The organism is Nocardioides ginsengisoli (assembly GCF_039537225.1).
Taxonomy (GTDB): domain Bacteria; phylum Actinomycetota; class Actinomycetes; order Propionibacteriales; family Nocardioidaceae; genus Nocardioides; species Nocardioides ginsengisoli.
The window spans coordinates 76,689-103,106 of record NZ_BAABAC010000025.1; the positions used below are offsets into that span (position 1 = coordinate 76,689).

The following is a 26,418-nucleotide window of genomic DNA, read 5'->3' on the forward strand; positions in this document are numbered from 1 at the left end:
GTCGACGAGCGTAATGATGGGGGCCATGACTCCCTCTCTCGGGCGCTCCACCGGCGTGGTCGCGGCGCTGCTGCTGGCCGCGTCGACCCTGACCGGATGCGGCCTGCTCGACGGCAGCACCCACCTCGAGGAGGCGCTGGAGTACCTCCCCTCCGACACCACGCTGGTCACCTTCGTCGACCGCGCGCGGATCGCCGACCGGCTCGACCTCGGCGACGTGCGCACCGGCGCCTCGGACGACGACGTCAGCCGTTGGCTCGATGCGATCAAGGGCGACTACGGCACCTCGCTGAGTCCCTTCACCGGGGTGATGCAGGAGGCTGCGTTCAGCGACTTCGACGTCGAGTGGGAGGCGCTCGGCAGCGGTCGGAGCGCCACCGCCTGGGTCTGGAAGATGTCCGACGACCTCGACTTCGACAAGGTGGCGGCCGACCTCGTGGACGCCGGCTACGAGCGTTCGGGCCCGTCGTCCCACCCGGCCTTCCACGCCGACCTCGCCGCATCCGACGAGACCGGCCTGATCGGCGGCCGCTACCCGTCGCGCCTCGCCGACCTGGTGCTCGTGCCCGACGAGGAGATCGTCATCAGCGGCCGGCACGCCGACGACATCGCGAAGGTCGCCACCGACGACGCCGACTCGCTCGCCGACAAGGGCAGCTACGACGACCTGCTCGCCCAGGCCGACCACCAGGGCGACCTCGAGTACGCCACCCTCGGCTTCCCCACGCGCAGCCAGGGCCTCGCCCCGAATCCCGGCCCGGACTGCACCCCCGGCGGCCTGGCCCTCTTCGTGCCGACCGACCAGAAGGTCCGCACCGTCCGCCTCTTCGACGGGTCCACCGCCGAGAAGGACGCCACGGCCGACGCCGACGCGATGAAGAGCTACCTCGACGACTGGAACGAGCGCTACGACCTCGGCATCGCGTTCGACGTCACCGCCGTCGGGCCGGCGGTACTGATCGAGTCGGGGTTCGGCGACCGGGGCGTCCTCACCCGGGCGTTCCAGCGGTTCGAGGGACCGTTCGGCTGCCCGCCTACTGAGGCTTCTTGATCCGCTTCGGCGCGTCCGGCAGCGGCAGCGCGAACCCCGCCTTGCTCGGCGGGTGGCCCGCGTCGGCCTCGCCGTCGGGCTCGGCGTCGAGCCAGCCGTCGTAGGTCTCGACGAGCATCTCGAGCTGGATCTCCGGGGCGTCGGTGACGACCGCCCACGGGTGGTCCTCGTCGTCGTCCTCGCCGGCCAGCCGCTCCCGCACGACCTCGGCCGCGAACCCGCCGCCCACCAGCGCCAGCGCGGCCGCCCGCGCGTCGTCCTCCTCGAAGAAGATGCCCCGCATCGCTCCATCATCGCTCACGGGTCAGCGCCTAGGGTGGGCGGCGTGCCCGGACTGCATCTGACACGGACCAACGACGACGGCGCCGCCATCGACGCCCTCGCCGACGCGCTCGCGGCCGACGGCGGCGGGCGGGTCGGGATGGCCGGGATGATGCCGGACCTGCCGCGACGGCTGCGTCGTACGCTCGCCCCGAGCCCGCGCCTGCTCGGACTCCGCGTCAGCCGCGCCTACACCTGGGAGGCCGACGACCGCGCGACCCGCGAGTGGTGGCCGCAGGGCATCACCACGTCGGCGTTGACCGGCTTCCGCGAGCAGCACGGCCACGACGTCCTCGCGACGTCCTGGTACTCCCGCGGCGACTCCGGCTCCCGGATCAGCATCGTCGACCTCGAGCGCCACCGCTACGGCCACGTGCTGCTCGTGACGCCGACCCTCCGCGACGACGGCGTGCCCGGCCTGGCCCCGCTCAAGGCCCATGCCGGCGGCATCATCTGGAGCGGCGACCACCTCCATGTCGCCGCGACCGGACGCGGCTTCTTCAGCTGCCACGTCGACGACGTCCTGCGGGTGCCGGCCGGGTCGCCGTACGAGACCTTCGGGCACCGCTACGTGCTGCCCGTCCGCTTCGCCAACAAGGGCGCCAGCGACGACGGGGTGGAGCGGCTGCGGTTCTCGTTCTTCACCATCGACCGCACCGGCGACGAGCCGACCCTGCTCGTCGGCGAGTACGGCTCCGCGCGCCAGTCCCGACGGATCGCCCGCTTCGCCCTCGACCCCGGCACCGGCCTCCCCCGCTTCGAGGACGACGGCCGCGTGGTGCCCGACATCGACGACCGCGGCGTCGTCCACATGCAGGGCGTCGCCGCCGTCGACGGGACCTACTACGTCACTCGGTCGCGGAGCAGCCTCAAGCTCGGCTCGGTGTACGTCGGCCGGCCGGGCGCGTTCCGGCAGTACCGGTGGGCCACGCCCATCGGCCCGGAGGACCTGGTCTGGTGGCCGGAGACGGGGTGCTTCTGGTCGGTCACCGAGCACCCGCGGCGGCGGTGGGTCTTCGCGATGCCGCGCGCCGAGCTGAAGCCCTGAGCCCCGACCGGACGGGCTAGCGGCCCATCTCCTCGCGCAGCGCCGCGAGGAAGCCGTCGACGTCGTCCTCGGTCGTGTCGAACGAGCACATCCACCGCACGTCGCCCGCCGCCTCGTCCCAGAAGTAGAAGCGGTGCCGCTCCATCAGCCGGCGGCTGACGTCGTGCGGAAGCCGCGCGAAGACGCCGTTGGCCTGCACCGGGTAGAGCACCTCGACGCCGTCGATCTCGCGGACGCCGGCGGCGAGGCGCTGGGCCATCGCGTTGGCGTGTCCGGCGAGGCGCAGCCAGAGGCCGTCGGCGAGCAGGGCCTCGAACTGCACGGAGACGAAGCGCATCTTGCTGGCCAGCTGCATCGAGAGCTTGCGCAGGTGCTTGAGGTGGGTGACGCCGTCGGGGTCGAGGACGACGACCGCCTCGCCCGCGAGGGCGCCGTTCTTGGTCGCGCCGAACGACAGGACGTCGACGCCGGCGTCGGACGTGAACGCCCGCACCGGCACGTCCAGCGCCGCCGCGGCGTTCGCGAGCCGTGCGCCGTCGAGGTGGAGGCGCATCCCGAGGCCGTGGGCGTGGTCGGCGAGGGCCCGGATCTCGTCGGGGGTGTAGAGCGTGCCGAGCTCGGTCGACTGCGTGATCGAGACGACTTGCGGCATGGCGCGGTGCTCGTCGTCGAATCCCCAGGCCTGGCGGTCGATCAGCGCGGGCGTGAGCTTGCCGTCGGGGGTCGACACGGTGTGCAGCTTGAGGCCGCCCATCCGCTCGGGGGCGCCGCCCTCGTCGACGTGGATGTGGGCGGTGTCGGCGCAGATCACCGCGCCCCACCGGTCGGTCAGCGCCTGCAGGCCGACGACATTGGCGCCGGTGCCGTTGAAGACGGGGTAGGCCTCGACGCCGTCGCCGAACAGGCCGGCCATGATCGTCTGCAGGTGCTCGGTGTAGGCGTCCTCGCCGTAGGACACCTGGTGGCCGCCGTTGGCGAGCGCGATCGCGGCCAGGACCTCGGGGTGCACGCCGGCGTAGTTGTCGCTCGCGAACTGGCGGGCCTCGGGGTCGTGCCGCCGCTGGGCCGCCGTGGAACCAGAGGTGGTCAGGGTCGCGGCGTCAGCCACAGGCGCTCTCCGTTCAGCTCGTCGGTCGGCCGGTCCCAGAGACCGGCGATGCTCAGGGCGAGGTCGTCGACGTCGGTGAAGCCGTCGAAGGCGGCGTCCGGGCGGGCCGCCCGCATCGCCTCGTCGACCAGCGCCTTGACCACGACGATCGTAGCCGCGGCGTTCGATCCCGCCTTGGCGAAGGCGTGGCCGAGCGCGAGGGTCCAGGCCTCCGCGGCGGCCTTCGCGGCGGCGTACGCCGCATTGCCCGCGGTCGGCGCACCCGCGCCGGCGGCGCTGACGATGACGAACCGGCCGGCGGGAGCGGCGGCCAGCGCCGCCTGCGCGGCGAGCGAGGTGTGCTGGAGGGTGCGGACCAGCAGCGGCTCGAGGACCGCCCAGTGGTCGAGCGCCTCGGCGGTCAGGCCCTTGCCGCCGCGCCAGCCGCCGACCAGGTGGACGAAGCCGTCGAGCCGGCCGTGGCGCGCGACGATGTCGTCGATCCACGCTCGGGTCGCAGCGGCGTCGAGCAGGTCGACGACCCGGCCCTCGGCCCCCACCGGGGTGACGGCCTCGTCGAGCCGGGCTTGGTCGGCGTCGGCGGCGACGACGATGTCGCCCGCCTCCGCCAACCGTCGTACGACGGCGCGGCCGGCGGGTCCGCCCGCCCCCGCGACCGCGATGACGCGCGTCATGCGGCGGCGGTGATGCCGCGGGTCTCGGCGATCACGTTCTTCAGCTTCTTGGCCAGCGCCTCGAAGAACATGCTCAGCGGGAACTCGTCGGGCAGGACGTCGTCGACCAGCTCGCGCGGCTGCTTCGAGAAGTCGAGCGCCTCGGCGCCGCGGGCCCACTTGGAGCCCGGGTGCGGGGCGAGGTAGCGGCTGACCAGCTCGTAGCCCGCCTGCCAGTGCACGATCTTGGGCCGGTCGATGCCGTCGCGGTAGAGCTCCTCGATCTCGGCGCACAGCGCATTGGTGACCTGCGGCGCCAGGTTCCAGTCGATGCGCAGCTTGTTGTCGGTCCAGCGGATCGCGTCGTGCTGGTGCAGGTAGGCGAAGAGCAGCTGGCCGCCGACGCTGTCGTAGTTGCGGGTGCGCTCGCCGGTGACCGGGAAGCGGAACATCCGGTCGAGCAGGATCGCGTGCTGCACGTCCTCGGCCTTGGCGAAGCCCTCGGCCTCGAGCTCGACGACGGCCTTGAACGCGGTCAGGTCGCAGCGCAGCTCCTCGAGGCCGTACATCCAGAACGGCTGGCGCTGCTTGATCATGAACGGGTCGAACGGCAGGTCGCCGTGGCTGTGCGCGCGGTCGTGGATCATGTCCCAGAGTACGAAGGCGTCCTGGCTGCGCTGCTGGTCCTCGAGCAGGCCCCGGATGTCGTCGGGCAGCTCGACGCCGAGCAGGCTCACCGCGGCCTCGCTGACGCGGCGGAAGCGGGCGGCCTCGCGGTCGCAGAAGATCCCGCCCCAGCTGAAGCGCTCCGGGACCTCGCGCACGGCGACAGTCTCGGGGAAGAGGACGGCGGAGTTGGTGTCGTAGCCGCTGGTGAAGTCCGCGAAGGTGATGCCGCAGAACAGCGGGTTGTCGTAGCGGGTCGCCTCGAGGTCGGCCAGCCAGTCGGGCCACACCATCGTGAAGACGACCGCCTCGAGGTTGCGGTCGGGGTTGCCGTTCTGGGTGTACATCGGGAAGACGACGAGGTGCTGGCGGCCGTCGACGCGGTCGCGGGCGGGCTCGAAGGCCATCAGCGAGTCGAGGAAGTCGGGTACGCCGAAGCCGGTCTCGGCCCAGCGACGCAGGTCGGCGATGAGCGCACGGTGATAGGCCGCGTCGTAGGGCAGCAGGGGCGCGAGCTCCTCGATCGCCTCGGTGACCAGCACGACCGACTCGACGGCGGCCGCCGTGGTCGGGGCGATCTCGGCGTCGAAGTCGATGGAGCCGTCGGGCCGCTGCCAGGTGCGGATCTCCTCGACGACATTCTTCAGGGCCTGCCAGGCCGGATGCGCGACGACGGCGCCGCGGTCGGTCGTGCGGTCAGCGAGAGAAAGAACGTCCGTCATGAGGCCCATTCAACAGGAAATCCTCCTGTTGAATCAACCTCACGACGGCACTCCTCTGTTCTGTCAGGCCTGCGCGGCCTCCCGGCCCGCGACGAAGGCCGCCACGCAGCGGCGGACCTGGTCCTCGGTGTGGGCCGCCGAGAGCTGCACCCGGATCCGCGCCTCGCCGCGCGGGACGACGGGGAAGCTGAACGCCGTCACGTAGACGCCGTGCTTCTGCATCACCTCGGCGATCCGCGCGGTGAGCGCGGCGTCGCCGAACATGACCGGGACGATCGGGTGCTCGCCCGGCAGCAGGTCGAAGCCCTCGGCCTCCATCAGCTCGCGGAACAGCCGGGAATTGGCCTGCAGCCGCTCCCGCAGCTCGCCCGAGCCCTCGACCAGGTCGAGCGCGCGCAGCGTGCCGGCGACGATCGACGGGGCGAGGGTGTTGGAGAACAGGTAGGGGCGCGAGCGCTGGCGGAGCAGCGCGACGATCTCGCGGTGCGACGAGACGTAGCCGCCCGACGCGCCGCCGAGCGCCTTGCCGAAGGTGCCGGTGTAGATGTCGACGCGGTCGCCGACGCCGGCCAGCTCGGGGGTGCCGCGACCGCCGGCGCCGACGAAGCCCACCGCATGGGAGTCGTCGACGAAGACGAGCGCGTCGTACTTCTCGGCGAGGTCGCAGATCTCGCGCAGCGGCGCGAGGTAGCCGTCCATCGAGAAGACGCCGTCGGTGACGACGACGCGGAAGCGCGCGTCGGCGGCCGACTTCAGCTGCGCCTCGAGGTCGGCCATGTCGCGGTTGGCGTAGCGCAGCCGGCGGGCCTTCGAGAGCCGGATGCCGTCGATGATCGAGGCGTGGTTGAGCGCGTCGGAGATGATCGCGTCGTCGGGCCCGAAGAGCGTCTCGAAGACGCCGCCGTTGGCGTCGAAGCACGAGGAGTAGAGGATCGTGTCCTCGGTGCCGAGGAAGTCGGAGAGCCGGCGCTCGAGCTCGAGGTGCTGCTCCTGCGTGCCGCAGATGAAGCGGACGCTCGCCATCCCGTAGCCCCACTCGTCGAGCGCGCCGCGAGCGGCGTCGAGCAGCCGCGGGTCGTCGGCGAGGCCCAGGTAGTTGTTGGCGCAGAAGTTGAGGACGTCGGCGCCGTCGGCGACGATCTCCGCCTTCTGGGGGCCGCGGATCCCGCGCTCGCGCTTGGTCAGCCCGGCCTGCTCGATGCCGTCGAGCTCGGCGGCGAGGTGGCTCCTGAAGTCTCCGTACATCACAGCTCCGTCCAGTCCAGAACGACCTTGCCGACCCCGGCGGACGCCGCGATCTCGAATCCCCGCTCCCACGCAGCGGCCGGCAGCCGGTCGGAGATGACCGACGCGATCGCCTCGCGCAGCGCGCTGCTCGACTGCAGCATCGCGCCCATCGCGTTCCAGGTCTCGAACATCTCCCGGCCGTAGATGCCCTTGAGGGTCAGCATGTGGGTGACGACCTTGCCCCAGTCGATCGCGAAGGGCGCGCTGGGCAGGCCGAGCATGGCGATCCGGCCGCCGTGGTTCATGTTGTCGATCATCTGCGGCAGCGCCGAGGGAGCGCCACTCATCTCGAAGCCGATGTCGAAGCCCTCGCGCATCCCGAGCGCGTGCTGGACGTCGAGCACGGTGCCCTGCGACACGTCGACGACCGCGTCGGCGCCCATCCCCTTGGCCATCTCGAGGCGGGCGGCGCTGACGTCGGTGCCGACGATGAAGCGGGCGCCGACGTGGCGGGCGATCGCGATCGCCATCAGGCCGATCGGGCCGCAGCCGGTGACGAGCACGTCCTCGCCGACGAGCGGGAACGCCAGCGCCGTGTGGACGGCGTTGCCGAGCGGGTCGAAGATCGCGCCCAGGTCGGGGTCGACGTCGGGGTGATGCACCCAGACGTTGCTGGCCGGCAGGCTGAGGAGCTCGGCGAAGGCGCCGTCGCGTTGCACGCCGAGGCCGATGGTGCGGATGCACATCTGTCGGCGGCCGGCGCGGCAGTTGCGGCAGGTGCCGCAGACGATGTGGCCCTCGCCGGAGACCCGGTCGCCGACGGCGACGTCGGTGACGAGCGGGCCGACCTCGACCACCTCGCCGTAGAACTCGTGGCCCGGGGTGAGCGGCGCCTTCACCGCGCCCGCGGCCCAGTCGTCCCACCGCAGGATGTGGAGGTCGGTGCCGCAGATGCCGGTGCGGAGCACCTTGATGATCACGTCGGCCGGACCACAGACGGGGTCGGGCCGATCGACGAGCTCGAGCCCGGGGCCCGCCTCTGGCTTGAAGAGCGCCTTCATGGCTCCATTGGAGCGCCGGGCGACCGTGCAGAGCAACGGGCACTTCCTGCAACGTCTGTTAAGTGATCGCTTCACAGTAGGCTGGCCGGCGTGGAGCTCCACCAGCTGACCGTCCTGCGCGAGCTCGGCGCCCTCGGCAGCGTCACCGCCGTCGCCGAGGCCCTGCACGTCTCCCCCTCGGCGGTGTCGCAGCACCTCGCCGCCCTGCAGCGGCAGTTCGCGACGCCGCTGACCCGGCGCGAGGGCCGGGTGCTGACCCTCACCGACGCCGGCCACGTGCTCGCCCAGGCCGGCGCCGGCGTCATCGAAGCGATGGCGGCGGCCCGCAGCGCCGTCGACGAGTTCGAGCACGAGACCGGCGGCACCGTCACCCTGAGCAGCTTCCACAGCGCCGGGCAGGCGCTCTTCGGGCCGTTGCTCCACGAGCTCGGCGCCGACCCGACCGCGCCCGAGCTCCGGCTCGCCGACGAGGACGTCGCCCAGAGCGACTTCCCCGCGCTCACCGCGCAGTACGACCTGGTCCTCGCGCACCGGATGGAGCACAGCCCGCCCTGGCCCGCGGCCGACCTGCACGTCGTCCAGCTGGCGCGGGAGCCGCTCGACGTCGCGCTGCCCGCGGGACACCCGCTCGCCGACCGCAGGAGCCTGCGCCCGCGCGACGTCATCGGCGAGCGCTGGGTCACCAGCCGGGTGGGCTACTCCCCCGACGACGTCCTCACCGCCGTCGCCGCGGTCGCCAGCCGCCCGGCCGACGTCGTCCACCGGGTCAACGACTACGGCGCCGTCGCCACGCTCGTCGCCGCCGGATCGGTGATCGGGCTGCTGCCGCGCTACACCTCCGCCCATCCGTACGACGACGTCGTGCTCCGCCCGTTGCACGGACTCAGCACCAGCCGCACGATCGACGTCCTCGCCCGCCCCGAGACGCTGCGGCGGCGGTCGGTGCAGGTCGTCGTCCAGGCGCTGCGCCACGTCATGGAGCGCCTGGTCGCCTCACAGGGTTGAATGGCCGCATGGCTGCGACCTCTGCGAGCAACGGTGACGAGGGCTGGCTGGCGCGTGCGGTGGCGCTCGCGACGACGAATGTCGCCGACGGCGGCGGGCCGTTCGGCGCGGTGATCGTCCGCGACGGCGTGGTCGTCGCCGAGGGCCAGAACCGGGTGACCCGCGACCTCGACCCGACCGCGCACGCCGAGGTGACGGCGATCCGCGCCGCCTGCACCAAGCTCGCCACCTTCGAGCTCGCCGGCTGCACGCTCTACACCTCGTGCGAGCCGTGCCCGCTCTGCCTGTCCGCGTCGCTGTGGGCCCGCCTCGACCGGGTCGTCTACGCCGCCGACCGCGACGACGCGGCCCGCGGCGGCTTCGACGACTCCGCGTTCTACGCGCTCTTCGAGCGGCCGCGCTCGGAGTGGGCGCTCGCCATCGCCCACCTGCGGGTGCCCGACGCGGCGGCGCCCTTCGACGCGTGGCTGGCCCACGAGGGGCGCACCCACTACTGAGCGCGCGCCGCACCGACTCCCGATTTCGTGCTCACCGACCGGCGCCGCAGGCGAAGATATGGCGCGTGACGCAGAACGACCACGGCAGTCTCGGGCCTGCCCCGTCCCCGCCGGGCGAGTACCGACTCGAGTGGACGGCTCCCCCGGGCTGGGATCCCGCCCCTGCTGGCTTCGCGCCCCAGCTCGACTGGCGCCCGAGTCGCTACTGGCCGAATCCGCCCGAGGACTGGGAGTTCTGGCAGGTCGTCGGCGACGACGAGGACGTCGAGCTCTTCCACCAACCGCCGACAGTCCCTCCCCGGCGGCCGGCGCCGGTCTGGGCGGCTCCGCCGCAGTGGCCTCAGCCGCCGGCCGGCTGGCATCCGCCGGCCGGTTGGACGCCCGACCTCGGCTGGCCGCCGGCTCCCGCGGGCTGGAGCTTCTGGCGGCAGCCCGCCGCCGACGAGCACGCCATCGCGGCCGCGCGGCTGGCGACGCGCTCCGATCGGCTCGCCCGCCTCAACGAGGTCGAGCACCTGATGCGGATCCATGCCGACCTGCTCGCGTTCCAGCAGACACCGGTCTTCCAGCGACGGATGACCATCGGCACCCGAGCGGAGCTGCGGCAGCTCACGAAGGAGATCGAGGGCGCGAACGCCAACGCCGGTGAGGTCCTCCTCCTCGCGCGCGACCGACTCGTCTGGGCCCTGCGCTACGACCAGCCCTCGGACGCCGTCCTGGTCGACTGCCTCGCCCGCCTCCACCCGCTGCACGACGCGGCCCAGTCGTGGACGCGACGCATCCTGGGCATCGCGCCCTTCGAGTCCACGCAGGACCGCCGGCTGCGACTCCTCAACTCGCTGCCCTACGGCGCCGTCGATCTCGACCGCGCCTCCCCCGGCGGACCGGTCGACGGCGAGGACTGGGAGTTCGAGATCGTCGTCCCGGACGCGGACTGGAAGCGTGCCGAGCAGCTGGCCGCGCTCGCCCTTCGACGGTTCGGCTACCTCGACGCCCACGTCACGGAGGACGGCGCCGACGGCGGCATCGACGTACGCGCGACCGGCCTGCTCGCCCAGGTGAAGTACACCTCGCGCCCGGTCGGGCGACCCGTCATCCAACAGCTCGTCGGCGCGGCCGACGGACATCCCGTCGCCTGCTTCGCCCTGTCCGGCTACACGCAGCAGGCTCTCTCCTTCGCGGAGGACCGCGGCGTCTCCCTGTTCACCGTCGAGCTGCCGCAGACCGTCAGGCCGGCCAACCTCCACGCGACGACACTGGCGACCCGGCGGCCCTCCGGCTCGGTGGTGAGCTAGCCCGCAGAGCGCTCGCGCGCCGGCGCCAGCAGCTCGACGGCGACCGCGAGCGCGATGGTCGCGGGCTCCTTGCCGGTGATGCCCTGGGCGCCGATGGGCGTGCGCACCCGCCCGATGGCGGTCGGGTCGTGCCCGAGCTCGGCGAGCTTGCCGCGGAAGCGCGTCCACTTGGCGCTCGACCCGATCAACCCGATCGAGCCGGGGATCGGAGAGCGCAGCAGCGCGTCGAGGAGGGCGAGGTCCTCGGCGTGGTCGTGGGTGAGCACCAGGACGTCGGCGCCCGGTGGCAGATCGGCGATCACCAGCTCGGGCAGCACGGGGACCTCGTGCACGCGGACGTCGGCGGGCCCGGCGAGCAGCGGTCCCACGCGCTCCGGAGTGAGCTGGTCGGCGCGCGAGTCGACGAGGTGGACCTCGAGGTCGTGGCGGCTCAGCAGCAGGGCCAGCTCGAAGCCGACGTGACCCATGCCGAACACCGCGATCGCACGCCGGACGGGCAGCGGCTCGTAGAGCAGCGCGACCTCGCCGCCGCAGCACTGGACGCCGTACTCCAGCGGGGCGCGGTCGGACAGGTCGTGCCGCTCGGTGCTGGGCGCGGTCGCCCCGTCGGCGATCAGCGCGCGGGCCCGTCGTACGGCGGACTCCTCGAGATTGCCGCCGCCGATGCTCCCCCAGGCCTCGTCGGGCGCGACGACCAGCTTGGCGCCCGCGGCGCGCGGCGCGTGGCCGCGGACCTCGGTGATCGTCACCAGCACGCCGGGGGTGCGGGTCTCGCGGAGGTGCTGGAGCGCACGCAGCCAGTCCATCAGCGCCGCACCCGCTCGATCGCCCACCACACCGCCTCGGGCGTCGCGGGCGAGGCCAGCTCGACGCTCGCCCCCAGCGGGCCGAAGGCCGCGACCGCGTCGCGCAGCGCCTCCCGCACCGAGAACGCCAGCATCAGCGGCGGCTCCCCCACCGCCTTGGAGCCGTAGACGACGCCGTCCTCGGTGGCACGCGGCAGCAGCGCGACGCGCAGGTCGGCAGGGAGCTCGGACAGGCTCGGCAGCTTGTACGTCGACGCGGCCTGGGTCGTCAGCCGGCCGCGGCCCGGGCCGTCGGTGGTGTCCCAGCGCAGGTCCTCGAGCGTCAACCAGCCCATCCCCTGCAGGAATCCGCCCTCGATCTGGCCGAGGTCGATGAGAGGCGAGAGGCTGTCGCCGACGTCGTGGACGATGTCGACCCGGCGCACGTCGTAGCCGCCGGTGAAGCCGTCGACCTCGACCTCGGCGGCGGCGACGCCGTAGGCGAAGTACTTGAAGGGCGTACCAGTCATCGTCGTCGCGTCCCACGAGAGGCCCTCGGTGCGGTAGAAGCCCGCGGCCCAGAGCTGGATCCGGTCGAGATAGGCCTGCCGTACGACGTCCTCCCACGGCGCCGTCGCGCCCAGCCGCTCCCGCACCGGGGCGATCCGCGCGAGGATCTGCGCGCAGGCGTCCTTGATCGCCGCACCGTTGAGGTCGGCGCCCGAGCTGGCCGCGGTGGCGGAGGTGTTGGGCACCTTGTCGGTGCGCGTCGGCGCGAGCCGCACCCGCTCGATCGACAGCCCCAGCGTGGTGGCGGCGATCTGCAGCATCTTCGTGTGCAGGCCCTGGCCCATCTCGGTGCCGCCGTGGTTGATGAGCACCGAGCCGTCCTTGTAGACGTGCACGAGCGCGCCGGCCTGGTTGAACGACGTGAAGTTGAACGAGATGCCGAACTTCACCGGGGTGATCGCCAGACCCCGCTTGCGATGGGGGCTCTCGGCGTTGTGGCGGTCGATCTCCTTGCGCCGCACGGCGTACTCGCTGGTGTCGAGGACCTGCTGCCACGCGCGGTCGAGGCGCTCGGCGTGCCGGACCGACTGTCCGTAGGGCGTCGCCTGGCCCTCGACGTAGAAGTTGCGGCGACGCAGCTCGTCGGCGGTCAGCCCGAGCGCGGGTGCGCAGCGACCGAGCGCGTCCTCGATCACGAGCATGCCCTGCGGGCCGCCGAAGCCGCGGAAGGCGGTCTGCGAGGTCTTGTGGGTGCGGGCGATCCGGCCGGCGACGCGGACGTGCGGGATCCAGTAGGCGTTGTCGACGTGGCACAACGCGCGGGAGAGCACCGGCTCGGAGAGGTCGAGGCTCCAGCCGCCGTCGGAGGTCAGCGTCGCCTCCAGGGCCTGCAGGCGGCCGTCGTCGTCGAACCCGACCCGCCAGGTGGCGTGGAAGCCGTGCCGCTTGCCGGTCATCGTCATGTCCTGCTGGCGGGTGAGCCGGACCCGCACCGGCCGCCCGGTCAGCGTGGCGCCCAGCGCGGCGACCGCGGCGAAGCCGTGCGGCTGCATCTCCTTGCCGCCGAAGCCGCCGCCCATGCGCAGGCACTCGACGGTCACCTGGTGGCTGGCGAGGCCGAGCACGTGGGCGACGATCTCCTGCGTCTCGGTCGGGTGCTGGGTGCTGGACTGGACGAGCACCTGGCCGTCGTCGGCGACCTGCGCGAAGGACGCGTGCGTCTCCAGGTAGAAGTGCTCCTGCCCCGCGAACTCGGTGATCCCCTCGAAGACCCGCGTGGATGCGGCGAATCCGGCCTCGACGTCGCCCCGCTCCATCACGGGTCGCGCGCCCTGGAAGCTGTCGGCGGCGATCGCCTCGGTGACGTCGACCAGCGCCGGCAGCGGCTCGTAGTCGACCGCGACCGCCGCGGCGCCGAGCCGCGCCGCCTCCAGCGTCTCGCCCAGCACCCACGCGACCGCATGGCCGTGGAACATCACCTCGTCGGGGAACAGCGGCTCGTCGTGCTTGGTGCCCGCGTCGTTGACGCCGGGGACGTCGGCGGCCGTCAGAACCCGCACCACACCAGGGATTCCGTACGCCGGCGCCGGGTCGAGCCGCGTCACGCGGGCGTGGGCGTGGGGCGCCTGCACCGGGTGGGCGTGGAGCAGGCCGGGCAGGCGGAGCGCCAGATCGTCGGTGTAGAGCGCCTGTCCGGTCACGTGGAGGGCGGCCGCCTCGTGGGGGCGAGCCTCGCCGACGCTCATGGCTGTCGCTCCTCGGTCTCGGCGAGCAGCCGCGGCAGCGCCTGCCCGAGCATCGCCCGCCGGTAGGTCGCGCTGGCTCGGTGGTCGTCGAGCGGCGTGCCGGTGTCGGCCAGCGCCCTGGCCGCCGGGGCGATGCCCTCGACCGTCCAGGGGACGCCGACGAGCGCGGCTTCGGCGGCGGTGGCGCGGATGGGCGTCGCGGCCACACCACCGAGGCCGATGGCCGCGCGGCGCACCGTGTGGGTGGCCGGGTCGAGGTCGAGCGCGACGGCCACAGCGACCGAGGAGATGTCGTCGAACCGCCGCTTGGCGATCTTCTGGAAGGCGGTGGTGGCGGCGAGGGGCAGCGGGATCCGGATCCGTGCGATCAGCTCGCCCGGCACGCGCACGCTCTGCCGGTAGCCGGTGAAGAAGCCCGCCAGCGGGACGGTCCGCTCGCCGGCGGGCCCGACCAGCACCAGCTCGGCATCGAGCGCGAGCAGCGCGGGCGGCAGGTCGCCGATCGGCGACCCGGTGCCGAGGTTGCCTCCGAAGGTGGCGCCGTTGCGGATCAGGCGCGAGGCGAACTGCGGAAACACCGCGTCCAGCAAGGGGATTCTCCCCTCGAGCCGCCGTTCGACCTCGCTCAGCGTGAGGCCGGCGCCGATCTCGGCGATGCCGTCGAGGTCGTCGCCGACGGTCAGGCCGCGCAGCTCGTCGAGCCGGTCGACGGCGACCAGCAGGTCGGGGCGGGCGCCGCGGAGGTTGGCCTCGACCCCGAGGTCGGTGGAACCCGCGACCGCGACCGCACCCGGTCGGGCGAGCAGGGCCAGCGCCTCGTCGAGGGATCCGGGTCGCACCCAGCCCGCGACGCGGTGAGGGCGCGTGGCTGGCGGGGCGGACGTCGTACGGGCGGCGAGGGGGTCGTCGGCAGCGGGCGCGCCGAGCGCCTCGGCGGCGTCGACGATCGGACGGTAGCCGGTGCAGCGGCACAGGTTGCCCGACAGCGCATGGTGGTCGAACGCGGCGCGACCGGGGCGGTAGAACTCGGCCGCCATGCTGCAGACGAAGCCGGGCGTGCAGTAGCCGCACTGCGATCCGCCGCGGACCGCCATCTCGTGCTGGACCGGGTGCAGCGCGGCCGGTGTCCCGAGGCCCTCGGCGGTCACGACCTCCTGGTCGGCGAGCGAGGCGGCGGGGATCAGGCAGGCGTTGATCGCCGTCCACTCGGTCGGGGCGTCGACGCCGGGCCGCGCCACCAGGACGGCGCACGCGCCGCACTCCCCCTCGGCGCAGCCCTCCTTGGCGCCGGTGAGGCCGATCGAGCGCAGCCAGTCGAGCGCGGTGGCCGGTGGCTGGGCGTCGTCCAGCGCCCGGGCGGCTCCGTTGACCGTGACGGCGGCGCCCGGTCGAACGGCCGGTTCCGTGCTCATCACGGTCTACGTTAGATCAGGGGACCACCGGGAGGGTGAGGGTTTGCGCAGCTCCCGACGCGATGGTGACCGCGTTGGGGGTGACGCCACCCCGGTAGTTGATCGAGCCGCCGGCGACGACCAGGCGCAGCCGGTGCCCGGGCGCGAACTCGTGCACGATCGCCGGCAGCTGCACCGTGAACGGCTTGGTCGCGTCGGCGATCCGCACCGGCGCCTCGAGCCCGTTGATCAGGTGCGCCTTGCCGTCGGGGCCGACGTCGGCGACCTTGACGAAGAGCACCAGCTGCCCGGCGGGGCCGAGCTGCTGGGTGAGGACGGCGCCCGGGGCGCTGACCTGCAGCCGGACGGTCGGCGAGCCGGCCACGCGCAGCGGCGTGGTCAGCGGGGCCGTCGACCAGGCGGCGAAGGTGCCGGGGAGGTCGGTGACGAGGGAGGTGACCGGTCCGACCTTGCTGCCGAGCACGTCGAGCTCGTCGAGGCGGGTCGGCAGGCCGGCCGGCGGGGTCAGCAGAGTCTGGCGCCCCGCGGTCGCCGTACCGGTGGTCAGGGCGTCGGCCCCGGAGAGCCGCCAGGTCCGCTGCTGCCCGACCGGGAAGGTCGGCGAGGTCGCGTACGCCGGGCCGGCGCTGCCGGTGTAGGGCACCCAGTCGCGGAAGTAGGCGAACTCGGGCCCAGTGCCGACCGCGCGGCCCTTGAGGTGCCGCTCGAACCAGTTGAGGACGCGGCCGCTGACATAGCCGGACGCCGGATCGGTCCAGTTCACCTCGCCGGGGGCGCCGTCGCCGGAGTGGCCGCCGAGCTGCCAGACCATCTTGGTCTCGGTGCCCTGCGCCTGCAGCGCCCGATAGGTCGCCACCGCCTCGTTGATGTTGAAGAGCGTGTCGCGCTCACCCTGGACGAGCAGCGTCGGGACCTTGATCGCGGGCAGGAACGATGCGACCGACCGCCCGCGCAGATGCGCGACGTCGGCCGGCTGGAGGTAGCCGGTGGCGCCCGCCGTGATCAATGCCGGGCAGACGAAGGCGGCGAAGTTGGGGCACGGCAGCAGGTCCGGCGGCACCTGCTGGTTGATCAGGTCGCTGCTGACGCCGATGACCGAGAAGCCGAGCGCCCAGACCAGCTTGGCGGCACCCGGAACGGACGTCGAGACGCCCGTCGTCTGCGCGGTGTTGTTGGGCGCGAGGCTGTAGCTGAGGTCGTTCCAGGTGATCACCGGCACGAGCGCGTCGACCCGCGCGTCGATCGAGGCGACCGCGAACTGGAAGCCGCCGCCGTACGAGCCGCCGAAGGTGCCGACCCGCGGGTCGTTCGCACGGGCCACGCCGTCGTGGTCACGGGCGTCGAGCTGGACGACGTCGAGCGCGGGCGCCGGCTGGGTGTGGGCCTTGTCGACGAAGGCGATCCCGGTCGCCCCGCCGAGATAGCTGACCAGCTGGCTGGCCGCCTTGCCGTCGTAGTCGGGCGCGTCGAGGGTGATCGCGCAGCCAGACCCGCCGAAGCCGAGACCGGAGTAGGACAGGACGACGTACCCGCGGCTGGCGAGAGCCGCCGCGGCCGCCCCCTGGTCGTCCTTCGACCCGCCGAAGCCGTTGGTCGTCAGCACCGCCGGGACGCGGCGCGTGGCGCTCGCGGTCGCGGGGACGTAGACGTCGCCGATGACGTCGCAGACCTGCGTCCCCGTCGGGCCGACGAGCACCTTGAAGTGCAGCGTGGTCTTCGAGAACGGGTCGGCGGAGGTCGCCGGCGCGGTCGGGATCGCGAGCAGGGCGGCCAGGACCGCGAGGACCAGCAGAGTGACGCGCTTCACACAGGCTGAACGAGGGGCGCGTCAGCCTGGTTACGCGCCGGTAGCTACTGGCTCTCGGCCGTGGCGAGCGTGATCCCGAGGCCGACCATCATCACGCCACCGGCGGCGCCCAGGGTGTCGAGGCGGGTCGGCTTGCGGGCGAACCAGTCGCGCGCCCGGCTGGCCGCGAGCGCCCAGCATGCGTCGGAGCAGACCGCCATCGCGCCGAAGAGGACGCCGAGCAGGACCAGCTGCGGCGCGGCCGCCGCCCCGCCGTCGATGAACTGCGGCAGGAACGCCACGAAGAAGACGATCGTCTTGGGGTTGGTCGCCCCGACCACGAGCCCGGTGCGGACCGAGGCCAGCCCGCGCTCGGGCTCCGCCACCCCGACTCCGGCCTCCGCCAGCGCCGCCCGGGCGTCGGCGCGGTGGATGATCGCGCGCACGCCGAGGTAGACGACGTACGCGGCGCCACCGAGCTTGAGCAGCGTGAACGCCGTCGCGGACGCCGCCACCACCGCCCCGAGGCCGACCGCCACGAGCACCACCTGCGTGACCAGGCCGAGCGCGTTGCCGACGACCGAGAGCAGCGCGTCACGCCGTCCGACCGTCAGGGCGCGGCCGATGGTGAAGAGCAGGCTCGGGCCGGGCACCTGGATGAACAGGAAGGACGCGACCGCGAAGGCGGCGAGCTGACTGGTCGACGGCATGGCGGAGAGTATCCACCGCGGGACGGAGGTTCCGCGATCCCCTTCTCCCGCCGCGACTCAGGTCCCGTCGCGCCGGGCCGATCGGCCAGGGGTGGAGACCGACGAGGAGCGTCCGGACTGCCCCCGCTGGTGCGTGACCAGCGCCGCCGAGCACGCCGACGAGGACCCGGGCACGTGGCTGCACGAGGGCCCGCGCTTCGGCGTCTTCCGCACCTGGTGGCAGGAGGGCCCCGGCGCCGCGAGCTCGTTCATGACCACCATCGACGAGCCGGTCGCCGGCGCCCACGAGCACACCTCCGACGACCTGCGCCGGCTCGCCGCGGACGCCCTCGACGCGGCCATGTGGCTGGACCGCCAGGCCCGGACCCAGCCGACCGAGCACGGGGTGTCGGTGGTGGAGCTGGTCAAGCGAGCGCATGCGGAGGCGACCCGCTCGGCGTGATCCACGGCCCGGTCGTCGGTGTCACCCGGCATTCCTGCTCCGATCAGCGCCGAAACCGGACCGATCTGCCGGGTGAGACCAATCAGACCGGCCCCGTAGCAGGAGCCGGGACCCGACGCAGGACGCCGGCCGCCCGCCGTACGTCGTCGGTGAGGGCGGCGAGCGCCGGGCTGTCGAGGCGCCACCGCTGCCAGTACAGCGGTACGACGACCGGCCGCGCTCCCGGGAGCCGTACGACGTCGCCGGCGGCGACGCCCGCTTCGAGCTGCGGGTCGAGCAGCATGCCCCAGCCGAGGCCGGCGGTGACCGCGACCTCGAAGTCGGCGGTGCTGGGCACCCGGTGGACGACAGGCGGGCGGCCGGCGCCGTGGGCGGCGAGCAGCTCGTCCTGCAGGTGGTCCTTCTCGTTGTAGACGACCAGCGGCAGCGCCGACCAGTCGACGCCGCGGCCGCGCCGGTGGCGCTCGACCAGCCAGGGCGCGGCGGCGGGCGTGTAGCGGATGCCACCGAGGCGCTCGACGACGCAGCCCTGGACCGGCTCCGGCGAGCCGGTGACGGCGGCGAGGACCTCGCCGCGGCGGAGCAGGTCGTGGGAGTAGGCCTGGTCCTCCACGTGCAGGCGCAGCGCGATGCCCGGCCGCCGGGCGACCTCGGCCAGAACGGGCCGGAACCAGGTCGCGAGCGAGTCGGCGTTGACGGCGACCGCGAGGTCGACGATGCCATCGGAGCCGAGCGCGGCGGCGGCCTCCGCGCCGAGGAGCCGGAGCTGGCGGCCGAGGCGGACGAGCGGCTCTGCGGCGGGCGTCACGCTCGCCGGCGTCGTACGGCGGACGAGGACCTGGCCCGCCGCCTGCTCCAGCGCCCGCACCCGCTGGCTCACCGCGCTCGGCGTCACGTGCAACCGGCGCGCGGCCGCGTCGAAGGTCCCCTCCTCGGTGATCGCGAGGAGCGTCTCGAGCTGACCGGGGTCGAAGCGCATGACCCCAGTTAAGCAAGACTGAAGTTCCTGTAGGAACATTCGCTGGCCTGAAGGCTGGTCCGCCACCTAGCGTTGCCGGACGTGCTCGCCCCCGCCGTCGCCGGACTCCTGACGACCCTCTCCCTCATCGTCGCCATCGGCGCCCAGAACGCCTACGTCCTGCGCCAGGGCCTGCTCCGCTCCCACGTCGGCGTCGTGGTCGTCATCTGCGCGCTGTCGGACGCCGTCCTGATCGCGGCGGGCGTCGGCGGCGTCGGCGCCTTCGTCGACGAGACGTCGTGGGCGCTGGTCGTGGTCCGCTGGATCGGCGTCGCCTTCCTGCTCTGGTACGCCGCCGCGTCGCTGCGCCGCGCCACCCGGCCCGAGTCCCTCGCGGCCGACGGCGAGGGCGCGCACGACGGCCCCGGCGCGAAGCGTGTCCAGGAGTCCCGCGGCGCCGTCGTCGGCAAGACGGTGCTGCTCACCTGGCTCAACCCCCACGTCTACCTCGACACCGTCCTGCTCATCGGCTCGATCGCCGCCGCCCACGACGGCGGCGCGGTCGCCGGACGCTGGTGGTTCGGCGTGGGCGCGGCGCTCGGGAGCGTGCTCTGGTTCTGCGGGCTCGGCTTCGGCGCCCGGCTGCTCGCGCCGCTGCTCGCCAAGCCGCGCTCGTGGCAGGTGCTCGAGATCTGCATCGCCGCGACCATGGTGGTCGTCGCCGTGAAGCTCGCGCTCGCCTGAGTGCCGGACACGCCAACGTCCGACCAGCCACGACGATCTAGCATCACGGGATGCTCCCGGAACCGTCCCCGATCGAGCTCGCGCGCGATTTCGACCGCGAGCGCCTCGCCACGTGGGTCGAGGAGCGCCTCGACGAGATGGCGGCGGCCGCGACGCGGGCGATCTGGCAGGCGGTTCCGCCGTACCGCACGAGCGGGCTCGAGGCCGAGGTCACCGCGCACTGCCGGCAGATCTTCGCGGTCTTCGCGCAGACCGTCCGCGAGCGCCGCGACCCCGACCTCGGCGACTTCCCGCAGACGATCGGTCACGCCGAGCGGCGGGTCGAGGTGGGCGTGGCGCTGGCCGACTTCCTCAAGGCGTTCCGGATCGGCCAGCTGACCATGTGGGAGAGCCTGCAGGCGTTCCCGGCCGACGGTGCGGAGCGAGAGGCGGTCCTCATCGCTCTGGTCGCGCACGTGATGCGGACGATCGAGGTCGGCAGCTCGGCGGCCGCGGCGGCCTACCACCAGGCGCAGCAGTACCGGATCGCCGACCTCGAGCGCACCCAGCGCGACACCCTCGAGCGGCTCCTCGACGGTCAGGCGCTGCTCGACCAGCATCGCGCGACGCTCGCGCACGCCGGGCTGAGCGGGGTCGGCACCGGCGACACGTCGTACGTCGTGATCGTGGTGACGCCCGGGACCGAGGCCCGCTCGGCGTTCACCGACCACGCGCCCGGGATGTTCGTGATCCGCCACCACGAGCTGGTCGGCCTCGTGCCCGCCGACGCCGACGTCGAGCGCGCGGTCAAGGAGCTGCACGCCGCCGGCGTCGACGCGGTCGTCGGCGTCAGCCTCACCCACGAGGGCCACGCCTCCGCGCCCGACGCCTACCGCGAGGCGCTGCTCGCGCACGACACGCTCGAGGGTGCGCCGGGCCTGCTGGCGTTCGACGCGATCTCGCCGCTCAGCTATCTGGTACGACGTCCCGACCCCACGGTGCGCAAGCTGGTGCGCCCCGAGATCCTCGGCTTCTTCACCGACGACCTGGCCGCCGACGGCGTCTACGCCGACTCACTGGAGGCGTACGTCGCGCACGACCTCAACGCCAAGGACGCCGCCCGGGCGCTGCACGTCCACGTCAACACCGTCTACTACCGCCTGGAGCGGATCGCGACGAAGACCGGCGCCGACCTCCACCGCTTCGAGGACGTCGTCGAGCTGCTCGTCGGCGTCCGCGCCGTCCGGCTGCCCTGACCGCGACGCCCGACCGCTACATCGCCTCCGCGCCCGCCTTGATCGCCTGCCGGATGCGGGAGTAGGTGCCGCACCGGCAGACGTTGCGGATCGCGTCGAGGTCGTCCTCGGTGATCGCCCGCCCCTCCTGGCGGACCCGGTGGACCAGCGCGACCGCGGCCATGATCTGCCCGGGCTGGCAGTAGCCGCACTGGGCGACGTCGTGCTCCAGCCAGGCCTCCTGCATCGGGTGCAGCCCGTCGCCGGGGACGGTGTCGGCGAGTCCCTCGATGGTGGTGATCTCGTCGTCGGCACCGATCGCGTCGATCGGCACCGAGCAGGGGTTGAACGCCTTGCCGTTGATGTGCGAGGTGCAGGCCTTGCAGACGTTGATCCCGCAGCCGTACTTGGGTCCGGTCACGCCGAGGACGTCGCGCAGCACCCAGAGGATGCGGACGTCGTCCTCGACGTCGACGGTCACGGTCTCGCCGTTGAGCTGGAAGGTGTGCTTCGGCATCGCGAGCTCCTCAGGAGACGTGGTCGAGGCCGTTGGTCGGCGACTCGGGGACGGACGGGACGAACGGCTTGGGCTCGAAGTGCAGCGGGGCGCGGAAGTTGACGGGGAACTCGGTCGGCATGGTGCCGGTCGCCCGCGCGTAGGCGCAGGCGACGGCCGCCATCGACGCCGCGACGCCGGCCTCGCCCACGCCGCCGGGCTCGGTGCTGTCGCCGTCCATCACCTCGCAGTGGAACTCCAGCGGCGCGTTCCACTGCCGCGTGTACGCCGAGTTGTCCCAGCTGGCCTCCAGGAAGTGCCCGTCGACGAGGTGGTTGCCATAGCTGAGCGCCTGCGCCATCCCGTCGGAGAAGCCGCCCATCATCTGCGCCTGGACGCCGAGCGGGTTGACCGCGAGCCCGCAGTCGATGACGACGGTCGCCTTCGTGACCCGCGGACCGGTGACGGCGTCGCGGACCTTGCGGCCGACGGTCCCTGGGCGGCAGTCGATCTCGACGAGTACGGCGGTCGCGCCCTTGTACTCCTTGTGGATTGCGATGCCCTGGGCCGTGCCCGCCGGCATCGCCCGGCCCCACTCCCCCAGCTCGGCCGCGCGACGCAGGACCCGCTTCACGACGGGGCTCTTGAGGTGGCGCAGCCGGAACTCGACCGGGTCCTCCTTCAGCTTCTTCGCGAGCTGGTCGACGATCAGCTCGTTGGCGCAGCGGACGTCGGGCGAGTAGATGTTGCGCACCGAGCTGGTGTTGAAGCGGTCGAAGTCGAGGTTCGACTCGTTGAGCAGCTGGGTGACGACACCGAAGTCGTAGGGCACCTCCTGGGTGAGCGTGAAGATCGTCTCGGAGAAGCCGAGGTTCGCCAGCCCGGTCGGCAGCGCGGCGACCTCGGCGGTGAGCCGCTCGCCGAGCCCGTGCGTGAAGTCCGTCGACACCGAGGTGTGCCGCTGCTCGAAGGTCGCGACGCTGCCGAGCAGGATCGTCGCCCGCACCCGCGAGGTCGCCATCGGGTGCACCCGCCCCTGCCGCGGCTCGTCGGCGCGGTGCCACATCAGCTTCACCGGCGCGCCGAACGCCCGCGACGCGTGCGCCGCCTCGATCGCGGCGTCGCTGAACAGCTTGCGGCCGAACGACCCGCCGCCCTGGACGACGTTGACGGTCACCGCCTTCTGCGGCAGCTTGAGCGCCTTCGCCACCTTCGACTGCGCGTCGATCGGCGACTTCAGCCCGCCCCAGATCGTCGCCGACCCGTCGCGGACGTCGGCGACCGCGCAGTTGGGCTCGAGCGCCGAGCCGCTGCGGAAGTGGAAGACGAAGTCGCCCTCGACGGTGGTCGCCCCGAGCTTCGGCACGGCGAGCGGCAGCTCCGCGCGCCGCAGCTCGCGGAGGATGTCGTCGGCCGACCTTCCCGGCACCGTGCCGGCGTTCCACGCGACGTCGAGCGCCCGGACCGCGTCGATGCACTGCCCGAACGTCCGCGCGCGGACGGCGACGCCGGTCGGGATGATCGCGACGTGGGTGACGCCGGGCATCGCCTCGACGGCCGCCTGGTTGCGGACCTCCTTCGCGGTGCCGTTGAGGTCGGGCGCCCGGCACACCATGGTGGGCAGAGCGCCGGGGATGTCCAGATCCATCGCGAACCGCTTGCGGCCGGTCACCGCGTCGAGCGCGTCGAGGCGGCGCTGCGGCGTACCGACGATGGTGCGGTCGGCGACCGGCTTGAGCCGGACCTTCACCTCGCGGGTCTCGGGCGACGCGGCGAGCGCGGCGGCGTCGCCGTACGACAGGGTGTTGCCGAGCAGGTCGCTGATCACGCCGCGCTTGGTGACCAGCGTGCTCACCAGCGCGCCGAGCTGGATGGCGGCGGCGTCGAGCAGCGCCTTGCGGGCGACCGCGGCGGCGACCCGGATCGGCGTGTACGTCGAGATCGTGGTGTTCGAGCCGCCCGTGAGCTGGTTGAACAGCAGCTCGGGGCGGGCCGGCGCGAGCGTCACGTGGACCCGGTCGAGCGGCAGGTCGAGCTCGTCGGCGATGAGCATCGCGGTCGAGGTGGTGATGCCCTGCCCGACCTCCATCCGCGGCAGCGCGAAGTGCGCGTCGCCGCGCTCGTCGATGTGGATCGCGATCAGGCCGGACGTCGGCAGCGTGCAGTGGGTGAGGAAGTCGTTGAGGTCGTAGATCTCGGGGATCTGCGGCAGCGACGGGATCGGCAGCCCCTTCGCCTGCGCGGGCCCGGCGCCGAGGGCGAGGTCGGCGGCGACGACGAGTCCGGCGCCGCCGAGGACGTAGCCGACGAAGGACCGCCTGCTCAGCCTGCCCGAGCGCTCCGGGACCGTGTCTCGTGAGTGGAGCGACATGGCGGATCTCCCATCCGTCCGGGCCGGCCGCTGCCCCCATGCAGCGCCCCCGAGCAGCCCGGACCATCGTGACACCCGTCACACGCCCCTGGCCATGGAGCCGCCGACAAGTCGGCCTGGACAGATGCCCAAGGAGCGCTCCCGAGCCGTTCATGTCGCGCACACCTGCCGGCCAACTGCTGCTGGCGCGAGGTTGCGGAGGGCTTCCTAGCCTGCGGCCGTCGCGCCGATCGGCGGCGCGGAGGAAAGGGACAACGGATCATGCGATCTCGCATCAAGGGCACGGCGGTGGCGGCGATCCTGCTCGCCGGCGCGGCCGGAGTGGGCTCCGGCATCGGCAGCCAGGCCACGGCCGCTCCCGCCGACCAGGGCAAGGTCAAGAACGTCATCTACCTGCTGGGCGACGGCATGGGCCGCACCCACGTCACCGCCGCTCGCCAGCGCTACTACGGCGCCGACGGCCTGCTGAACATGGAGAAGATGCCGGCCGTCGGCCAGGTCGGCACCTACGCGCTCGAGAAGAACTCCGGTCAGCCCGGCGCGGCCGACTTCCACCCCAACCTCGTCACCGACTCCGCCTCGGCGGCCACCGCGTGGTCGTCCGGCGTGAAGACCTACAACGCCGCCCTTGGCGTCGACGCCAAGGGCACCGTCGTCCCCACCGTGATGGAGCAGGCGCACGCCGCCGGCCTCGCGACCGGCAACGTGTCGACGGCCGAGATCACCGACGCCACCCCGGCTGGCCAGATGTCCCACGCGCTGGCCCGCGGCTGCCAGGGGCCGTCGTACTCGACCGGCTCGTGCCAGGACCTCGCCATCACCGGCAGCGAGCTGCCGACCAGCGACATCCGGGTCACCCCGATCGCCGACCAGATCGCGCGGAACAACACCGCCGACGTCATCCTCGGCGGCGGCCTGTCCCGCTTCGACGCGGCCGACGAGACCGCGCTGAAGGACAGCGGCTACACGGTCCTCGGCTCGCCGACGTCGCAGACGGTCGCCACCAAGACCGACCTGGCCGCCGCGTCCGGCAAGAAGGTCTTCGCCCTGTTCAACAAGGGCAACCTGACGATCGAGAAGTTCAAGCACGACAACCCGGCCGCGCCCGAGGCGCAGGAGCCGACCGTCGCCGACATGACGTCGAAGGCGATCGACCTGCTCAAGGCCAAGTCCAACGGCACCGGCAAGGGCTTCTACCTCCAGGTCGAGGGCGCGCTGATCGACAAGCGCTCGCACGCCAACGACGCGGCGCAGACGCTCGACGAGGTCAAGGCGTTCGACGACGCGGTCAAGGTCGCGCTCGACTTCGCCAAGGCCGACGGCCACACGCTGGTCATCGTCACCGCCGACCACGAGTGCGCCGGCTTCAACATCATCGAGCACGGCAGCTTCACCAACGCCGAGGCCGACGTCCCGCCGGTCAACAAGGACTCCGGCAACGCCGCCAACAACTCGACCCCGCTGCGCACGGCCAACCAGGCCAAGGACCCGTCCCGTACGGCGTTCGCCCCCGCCACCTTCCGCACCGCGGACGACCCGGCCGGCGTCACCGACGGCAGCCCGCAGGCCAGCCTGTGGCTGACCTACCTGTCCGGCAACCACACCGGCGCCGACGTCCCCGTCTTCGCCTACGGCCCGGGCTCCTCGGCGCTCGAGGGCGAGATCCAGAACACCGACCTGTTCGGCATCGTCCGCCACGCGCTCAGCCTCGACGTCTCGGGCACGCCGGCCAAGGTCGCGTCGAAGACCGCGCTGTCCGGCTCGACCAAGGTCAAGGCCGGCCAGAAGGCCAAGATCGTCGTCACGGTCACCCCGGCCGCTGCGACCGGCTCGGTCAAGATCCTCGACAAGGGCAAGGTCGTCCGGACCGTCAACCTCTCCGGCGGCAAGGCCGTCGTGAAGCTGAAGCTCGCGAAGGGCAAGCACCGGATCACCGCCGCCTACGCCGGCAGCACGTCGTACAACGCCTCGGCGTCGGGCTCGCTGTCCGTCCGGGTCCGCTGACGGAGCACCTGGTGAAGAACGCGATCGCGGTCGCCCTGGCCGCCCTCGCACTGTCCGCCTGCAGCACCGCCGCCCCTGAGGGTGGCGGTGCTGCGGCGCCCGGCGCGAGCACTCCCTCCCCGGTCGTGATGACCTCCTTCCCCGACCTGCCCACGCCTACCGGCGACCCCGAGCTCCCGGGCATCGCGACGTCGGCCCCCGCCGCGGGCGCCGTCGGCCACATCCCCGGGCCGTTCGACGACCGGTTCGCACTGGCGCGGCTGCGCTTCGACGGCAGCCAGGTCACCGGCGCGCTCGACATCACCAGCGACGTCTCGGACCTGCTCGAGCTGCAGGTCCTCGCCGGGTTCTACGACGCGAAGGGCCGGCTGATCGGGCAGAACCGCTTCACGCACCACCTCGACGAGGACACCCACCACGACTCGGGTCCGCCGTCGGAGCACGAGCGGTTCACCATCGCCGTTCCTGCCGGGCTTCGCGGCAAGGCCGTGTCGGCGGCCGTCGGCGTACCGGTGCTGGTCAACGAGTAGCCCTCTCCCCTGGGTGAGTCGTGTGCCTGAGAACCCGCCTGGACGGGTTCTCAGGCA

24 protein-coding genes are annotated in these 26,418 nt (G+C 72.9%); 10 read left to right on the forward strand and 14 right to left on the reverse strand.

Annotated elements, in window-relative coordinates; translation table 11 throughout:
* Positions 1 to 25 precede the first annotated feature (25 nt).
* Positions 26 to 1,051 carry a hypothetical protein gene (locus tag AB4880_RS15150; protein WP_367920052.1) on the forward strand — a complete coding sequence of 342 codons (1,026 nt, stop codon included), beginning with the start codon at positions 26 to 28 and terminating at the stop codon, positions 1,049 to 1,051.
* Here the strand turns inward: AB4880_RS15150 and AB4880_RS15155 are convergent.
* Entirely contained in the window at positions 1,035 to 1,352 is a 318-nt protein-coding gene (locus tag AB4880_RS15155) for a hypothetical protein (RefSeq protein WP_367920053.1), read from the reverse strand. The genes AB4880_RS15150 and AB4880_RS15155 overlap by 17 nt on opposite strands.
* A gap of 24 nt (positions 1,353 to 1,376) precedes the next feature.
* Here AB4880_RS15155 and AB4880_RS15160 point away from each other — a divergent pair, with 24 nt between their 5' ends.
* Entirely contained in the window at positions 1,377 to 2,420 is a 1,044-nt protein-coding gene (locus AB4880_RS15160; RefSeq protein ID WP_367920054.1) for a hypothetical protein, read from the forward strand.
* A gap of 16 nt (positions 2,421 to 2,436) precedes the next feature.
* Here the strand turns inward: AB4880_RS15160 and AB4880_RS15165 are convergent, their stop codons facing one another.
* The 5 genes from AB4880_RS15165 to tdh all read right to left on the reverse strand — a co-directional run bounded on the left by AB4880_RS15165 (position 2,437) and on the right by tdh (position 7,857).
* On the reverse strand, positions 2,437 to 3,528 hold the full coding sequence (locus tag AB4880_RS15165; RefSeq protein WP_367920055.1) for a threonine aldolase family protein: 1,092 nt from the start codon (positions 3,526 to 3,528) through the stop codon (positions 2,437 to 2,439).
* Positions 3,507 to 4,202 carry an SDR family NAD(P)-dependent oxidoreductase gene (locus tag AB4880_RS15170; RefSeq protein WP_367920056.1) on the reverse strand — a complete coding sequence of 232 codons (696 nt, stop codon included), beginning with the start codon at positions 4,200 to 4,202 and terminating at the stop codon, positions 3,507 to 3,509. The genes AB4880_RS15165 and AB4880_RS15170 overlap by 22 nt, the downstream gene beginning before the upstream one ends.
* Positions 4,199 to 5,569, reverse strand: a complete 1,371-nt coding sequence (locus AB4880_RS15175; protein WP_367920057.1) for a DUF6421 family protein — start codon at positions 5,567 to 5,569, stop codon at positions 4,199 to 4,201. The genes AB4880_RS15170 and AB4880_RS15175 overlap by 4 nt, the downstream gene beginning before the upstream one ends.
* Positions 5,570 to 5,632: 63 nt before the next feature.
* A complete protein-coding gene (locus tag AB4880_RS15180; protein ID WP_367920058.1) occupies positions 5,633 to 6,814 on the reverse strand; it encodes a glycine C-acetyltransferase in 1,182 nt (393 codons plus the stop codon).
* Positions 6,814 to 7,857: an L-threonine 3-dehydrogenase gene (gene tdh / locus AB4880_RS15185; RefSeq protein WP_367920059.1), complete on the reverse strand. Its 1,044-nt coding sequence runs from the start codon at positions 7,855 to 7,857 to the stop codon at positions 6,814 to 6,816. The genes AB4880_RS15180 and tdh overlap by 1 nt, the downstream gene beginning before the upstream one ends.
* Positions 7,858 to 7,947: 90 nt before the next feature.
* Between tdh and AB4880_RS15190 the strand changes: the two genes are divergently transcribed.
* The 3 genes from AB4880_RS15190 to AB4880_RS15200 all read left to right on the forward strand — a co-directional run bounded on the left by AB4880_RS15190 (position 7,948) and on the right by AB4880_RS15200 (position 10,654).
* Positions 7,948 to 8,862 carry a LysR family transcriptional regulator gene (locus AB4880_RS15190; protein ID WP_367920060.1) on the forward strand — a complete coding sequence of 305 codons (915 nt, stop codon included), beginning with the start codon at positions 7,948 to 7,950 and terminating at the stop codon, positions 8,860 to 8,862.
* 8 nt (positions 8,863 to 8,870) lie between these two features.
* A complete protein-coding gene (locus AB4880_RS15195) occupies positions 8,871 to 9,359 on the forward strand; it encodes a nucleoside deaminase (protein WP_367920061.1) in 489 nt (162 codons plus the stop codon).
* 65 nt (positions 9,360 to 9,424) lie between these two features.
* A complete protein-coding gene (locus tag AB4880_RS15200; RefSeq protein ID WP_367920062.1) occupies positions 9,425 to 10,654 on the forward strand; it encodes a restriction endonuclease in 1,230 nt (409 codons plus the stop codon).
* Here the strand turns inward: AB4880_RS15200 and xdhC are convergent.
* Genes xdhC through AB4880_RS15225 form a run of 5 tightly spaced genes read right to left on the reverse strand, consistent with a single transcriptional unit; the run spans position 10,651 to position 17,602 of the window.
* Entirely contained in the window at positions 10,651 to 11,487 is an 837-nt protein-coding gene (gene xdhC, locus AB4880_RS15205; protein WP_367920063.1) for a xanthine dehydrogenase accessory protein XdhC, read from the reverse strand. The two genes, AB4880_RS15200 and xdhC, sit on opposite strands and share 4 nt — an antisense overlap.
* The gene (gene xdhB / locus AB4880_RS15210; protein ID WP_367920064.1) at positions 11,460 to 13,694 is read right to left on the reverse strand and encodes a xanthine dehydrogenase molybdopterin binding subunit; all 2,235 of its coding nucleotides are present in this window, start codon (positions 13,692 to 13,694) and stop codon (positions 11,460 to 11,462) included. The genes xdhC and xdhB overlap by 28 nt, the downstream gene beginning before the upstream one ends.
* Entirely contained in the window at positions 13,691 to 15,106 is a 1,416-nt protein-coding gene (locus AB4880_RS15215; protein ID WP_367920065.1) for a xanthine dehydrogenase small subunit, read from the reverse strand. Before AB4880_RS15215 ends, xdhB begins: the two co-directional genes overlap by 4 nt.
* 16 nt (positions 15,107 to 15,122) lie before the next feature.
* Positions 15,123 to 16,913 carry a CocE/NonD family hydrolase gene (locus AB4880_RS15220; RefSeq protein ID WP_367920066.1) on the reverse strand — a complete coding sequence of 597 codons (1,791 nt, stop codon included), beginning with the start codon at positions 16,911 to 16,913 and terminating at the stop codon, positions 15,123 to 15,125.
* 44 nt (positions 16,914 to 16,957) lie between these two features.
* A complete protein-coding gene (locus tag AB4880_RS15225; RefSeq protein WP_367920067.1) occupies positions 16,958 to 17,602 on the reverse strand; it encodes a LysE family translocator in 645 nt (214 codons plus the stop codon).
* A 91-nt stretch (positions 17,603 to 17,693) separates the two neighbouring features.
* On the opposite strand from AB4880_RS15225, the gene AB4880_RS15230 reads away from it, so the two are divergent.
* The gene (locus AB4880_RS15230) at positions 17,694 to 18,044 is read left to right on the forward strand and encodes a hypothetical protein (protein ID WP_367920068.1); all 351 of its coding nucleotides are present in this window, start codon (positions 17,694 to 17,696) and stop codon (positions 18,042 to 18,044) included.
* 82 nt (positions 18,045 to 18,126) lie between these two features.
* Here the strand turns inward: AB4880_RS15230 and AB4880_RS15235 are convergent, their stop codons facing one another.
* Positions 18,127 to 19,023 carry an ArgP/LysG family DNA-binding transcriptional regulator gene (locus AB4880_RS15235; RefSeq protein WP_367920069.1) on the reverse strand — a complete coding sequence of 299 codons (897 nt, stop codon included), beginning with the start codon at positions 19,021 to 19,023 and terminating at the stop codon, positions 18,127 to 18,129.
* Positions 19,024 to 19,104: 81 nt separating this feature from the next.
* On the opposite strand from AB4880_RS15235, the gene AB4880_RS15240 reads away from it, so the two are divergent.
* Together AB4880_RS15240 and AB4880_RS15245 are read left to right on the forward strand one after the other, a co-directional pair.
* Positions 19,105 to 19,746, forward strand: coding sequence for a LysE/ArgO family amino acid transporter (locus AB4880_RS15240; RefSeq protein ID WP_367920070.1), 642 nt, complete (start codon positions 19,105 to 19,107; stop codon positions 19,744 to 19,746).
* A gap of 50 nt (positions 19,747 to 19,796) precedes the next feature.
* Positions 19,797 to 20,981 carry a PucR family transcriptional regulator gene (locus tag AB4880_RS15245; protein WP_367920071.1) on the forward strand — a complete coding sequence of 395 codons (1,185 nt, stop codon included), beginning with the start codon at positions 19,797 to 19,799 and terminating at the stop codon, positions 20,979 to 20,981.
* A gap of 16 nt (positions 20,982 to 20,997) precedes the next feature.
* Here the strand turns inward: AB4880_RS15245 and AB4880_RS15250 are convergent, their stop codons facing one another.
* Together AB4880_RS15250 and AB4880_RS15255 are read right to left on the reverse strand one after the other, a co-directional pair.
* A complete protein-coding gene (locus tag AB4880_RS15250) occupies positions 20,998 to 21,477 on the reverse strand; it encodes a (2Fe-2S)-binding protein (RefSeq protein ID WP_367920072.1) in 480 nt (159 codons plus the stop codon).
* A 10-nt stretch (positions 21,478 to 21,487) separates the two neighbouring features.
* On the reverse strand, positions 21,488 to 23,827 hold the full coding sequence (locus tag AB4880_RS15255) for a molybdopterin cofactor-binding domain-containing protein (protein WP_367920073.1): 2,340 nt from the start codon (positions 23,825 to 23,827) through the stop codon (positions 21,488 to 21,490).
* Positions 23,828 to 24,088: 261 nt separating this feature from the next.
* Between AB4880_RS15255 and AB4880_RS15260 the strand changes: the two genes are divergently transcribed.
* Together AB4880_RS15260 and AB4880_RS15265 are read left to right on the forward strand one after the other, a co-directional pair.
* The gene (locus tag AB4880_RS15260) at positions 24,089 to 25,831 is read left to right on the forward strand and encodes an alkaline phosphatase (protein WP_367920074.1); all 1,743 of its coding nucleotides are present in this window, start codon (positions 24,089 to 24,091) and stop codon (positions 25,829 to 25,831) included.
* 11 nt (positions 25,832 to 25,842) lie between these two features.
* Positions 25,843 to 26,361: a hypothetical protein gene (locus tag AB4880_RS15265; protein WP_367920075.1), complete on the forward strand. Its 519-nt coding sequence runs from the start codon at positions 25,843 to 25,845 to the stop codon at positions 26,359 to 26,361.
* Positions 26,362 to 26,418 lie beyond the last annotated feature (57 nt).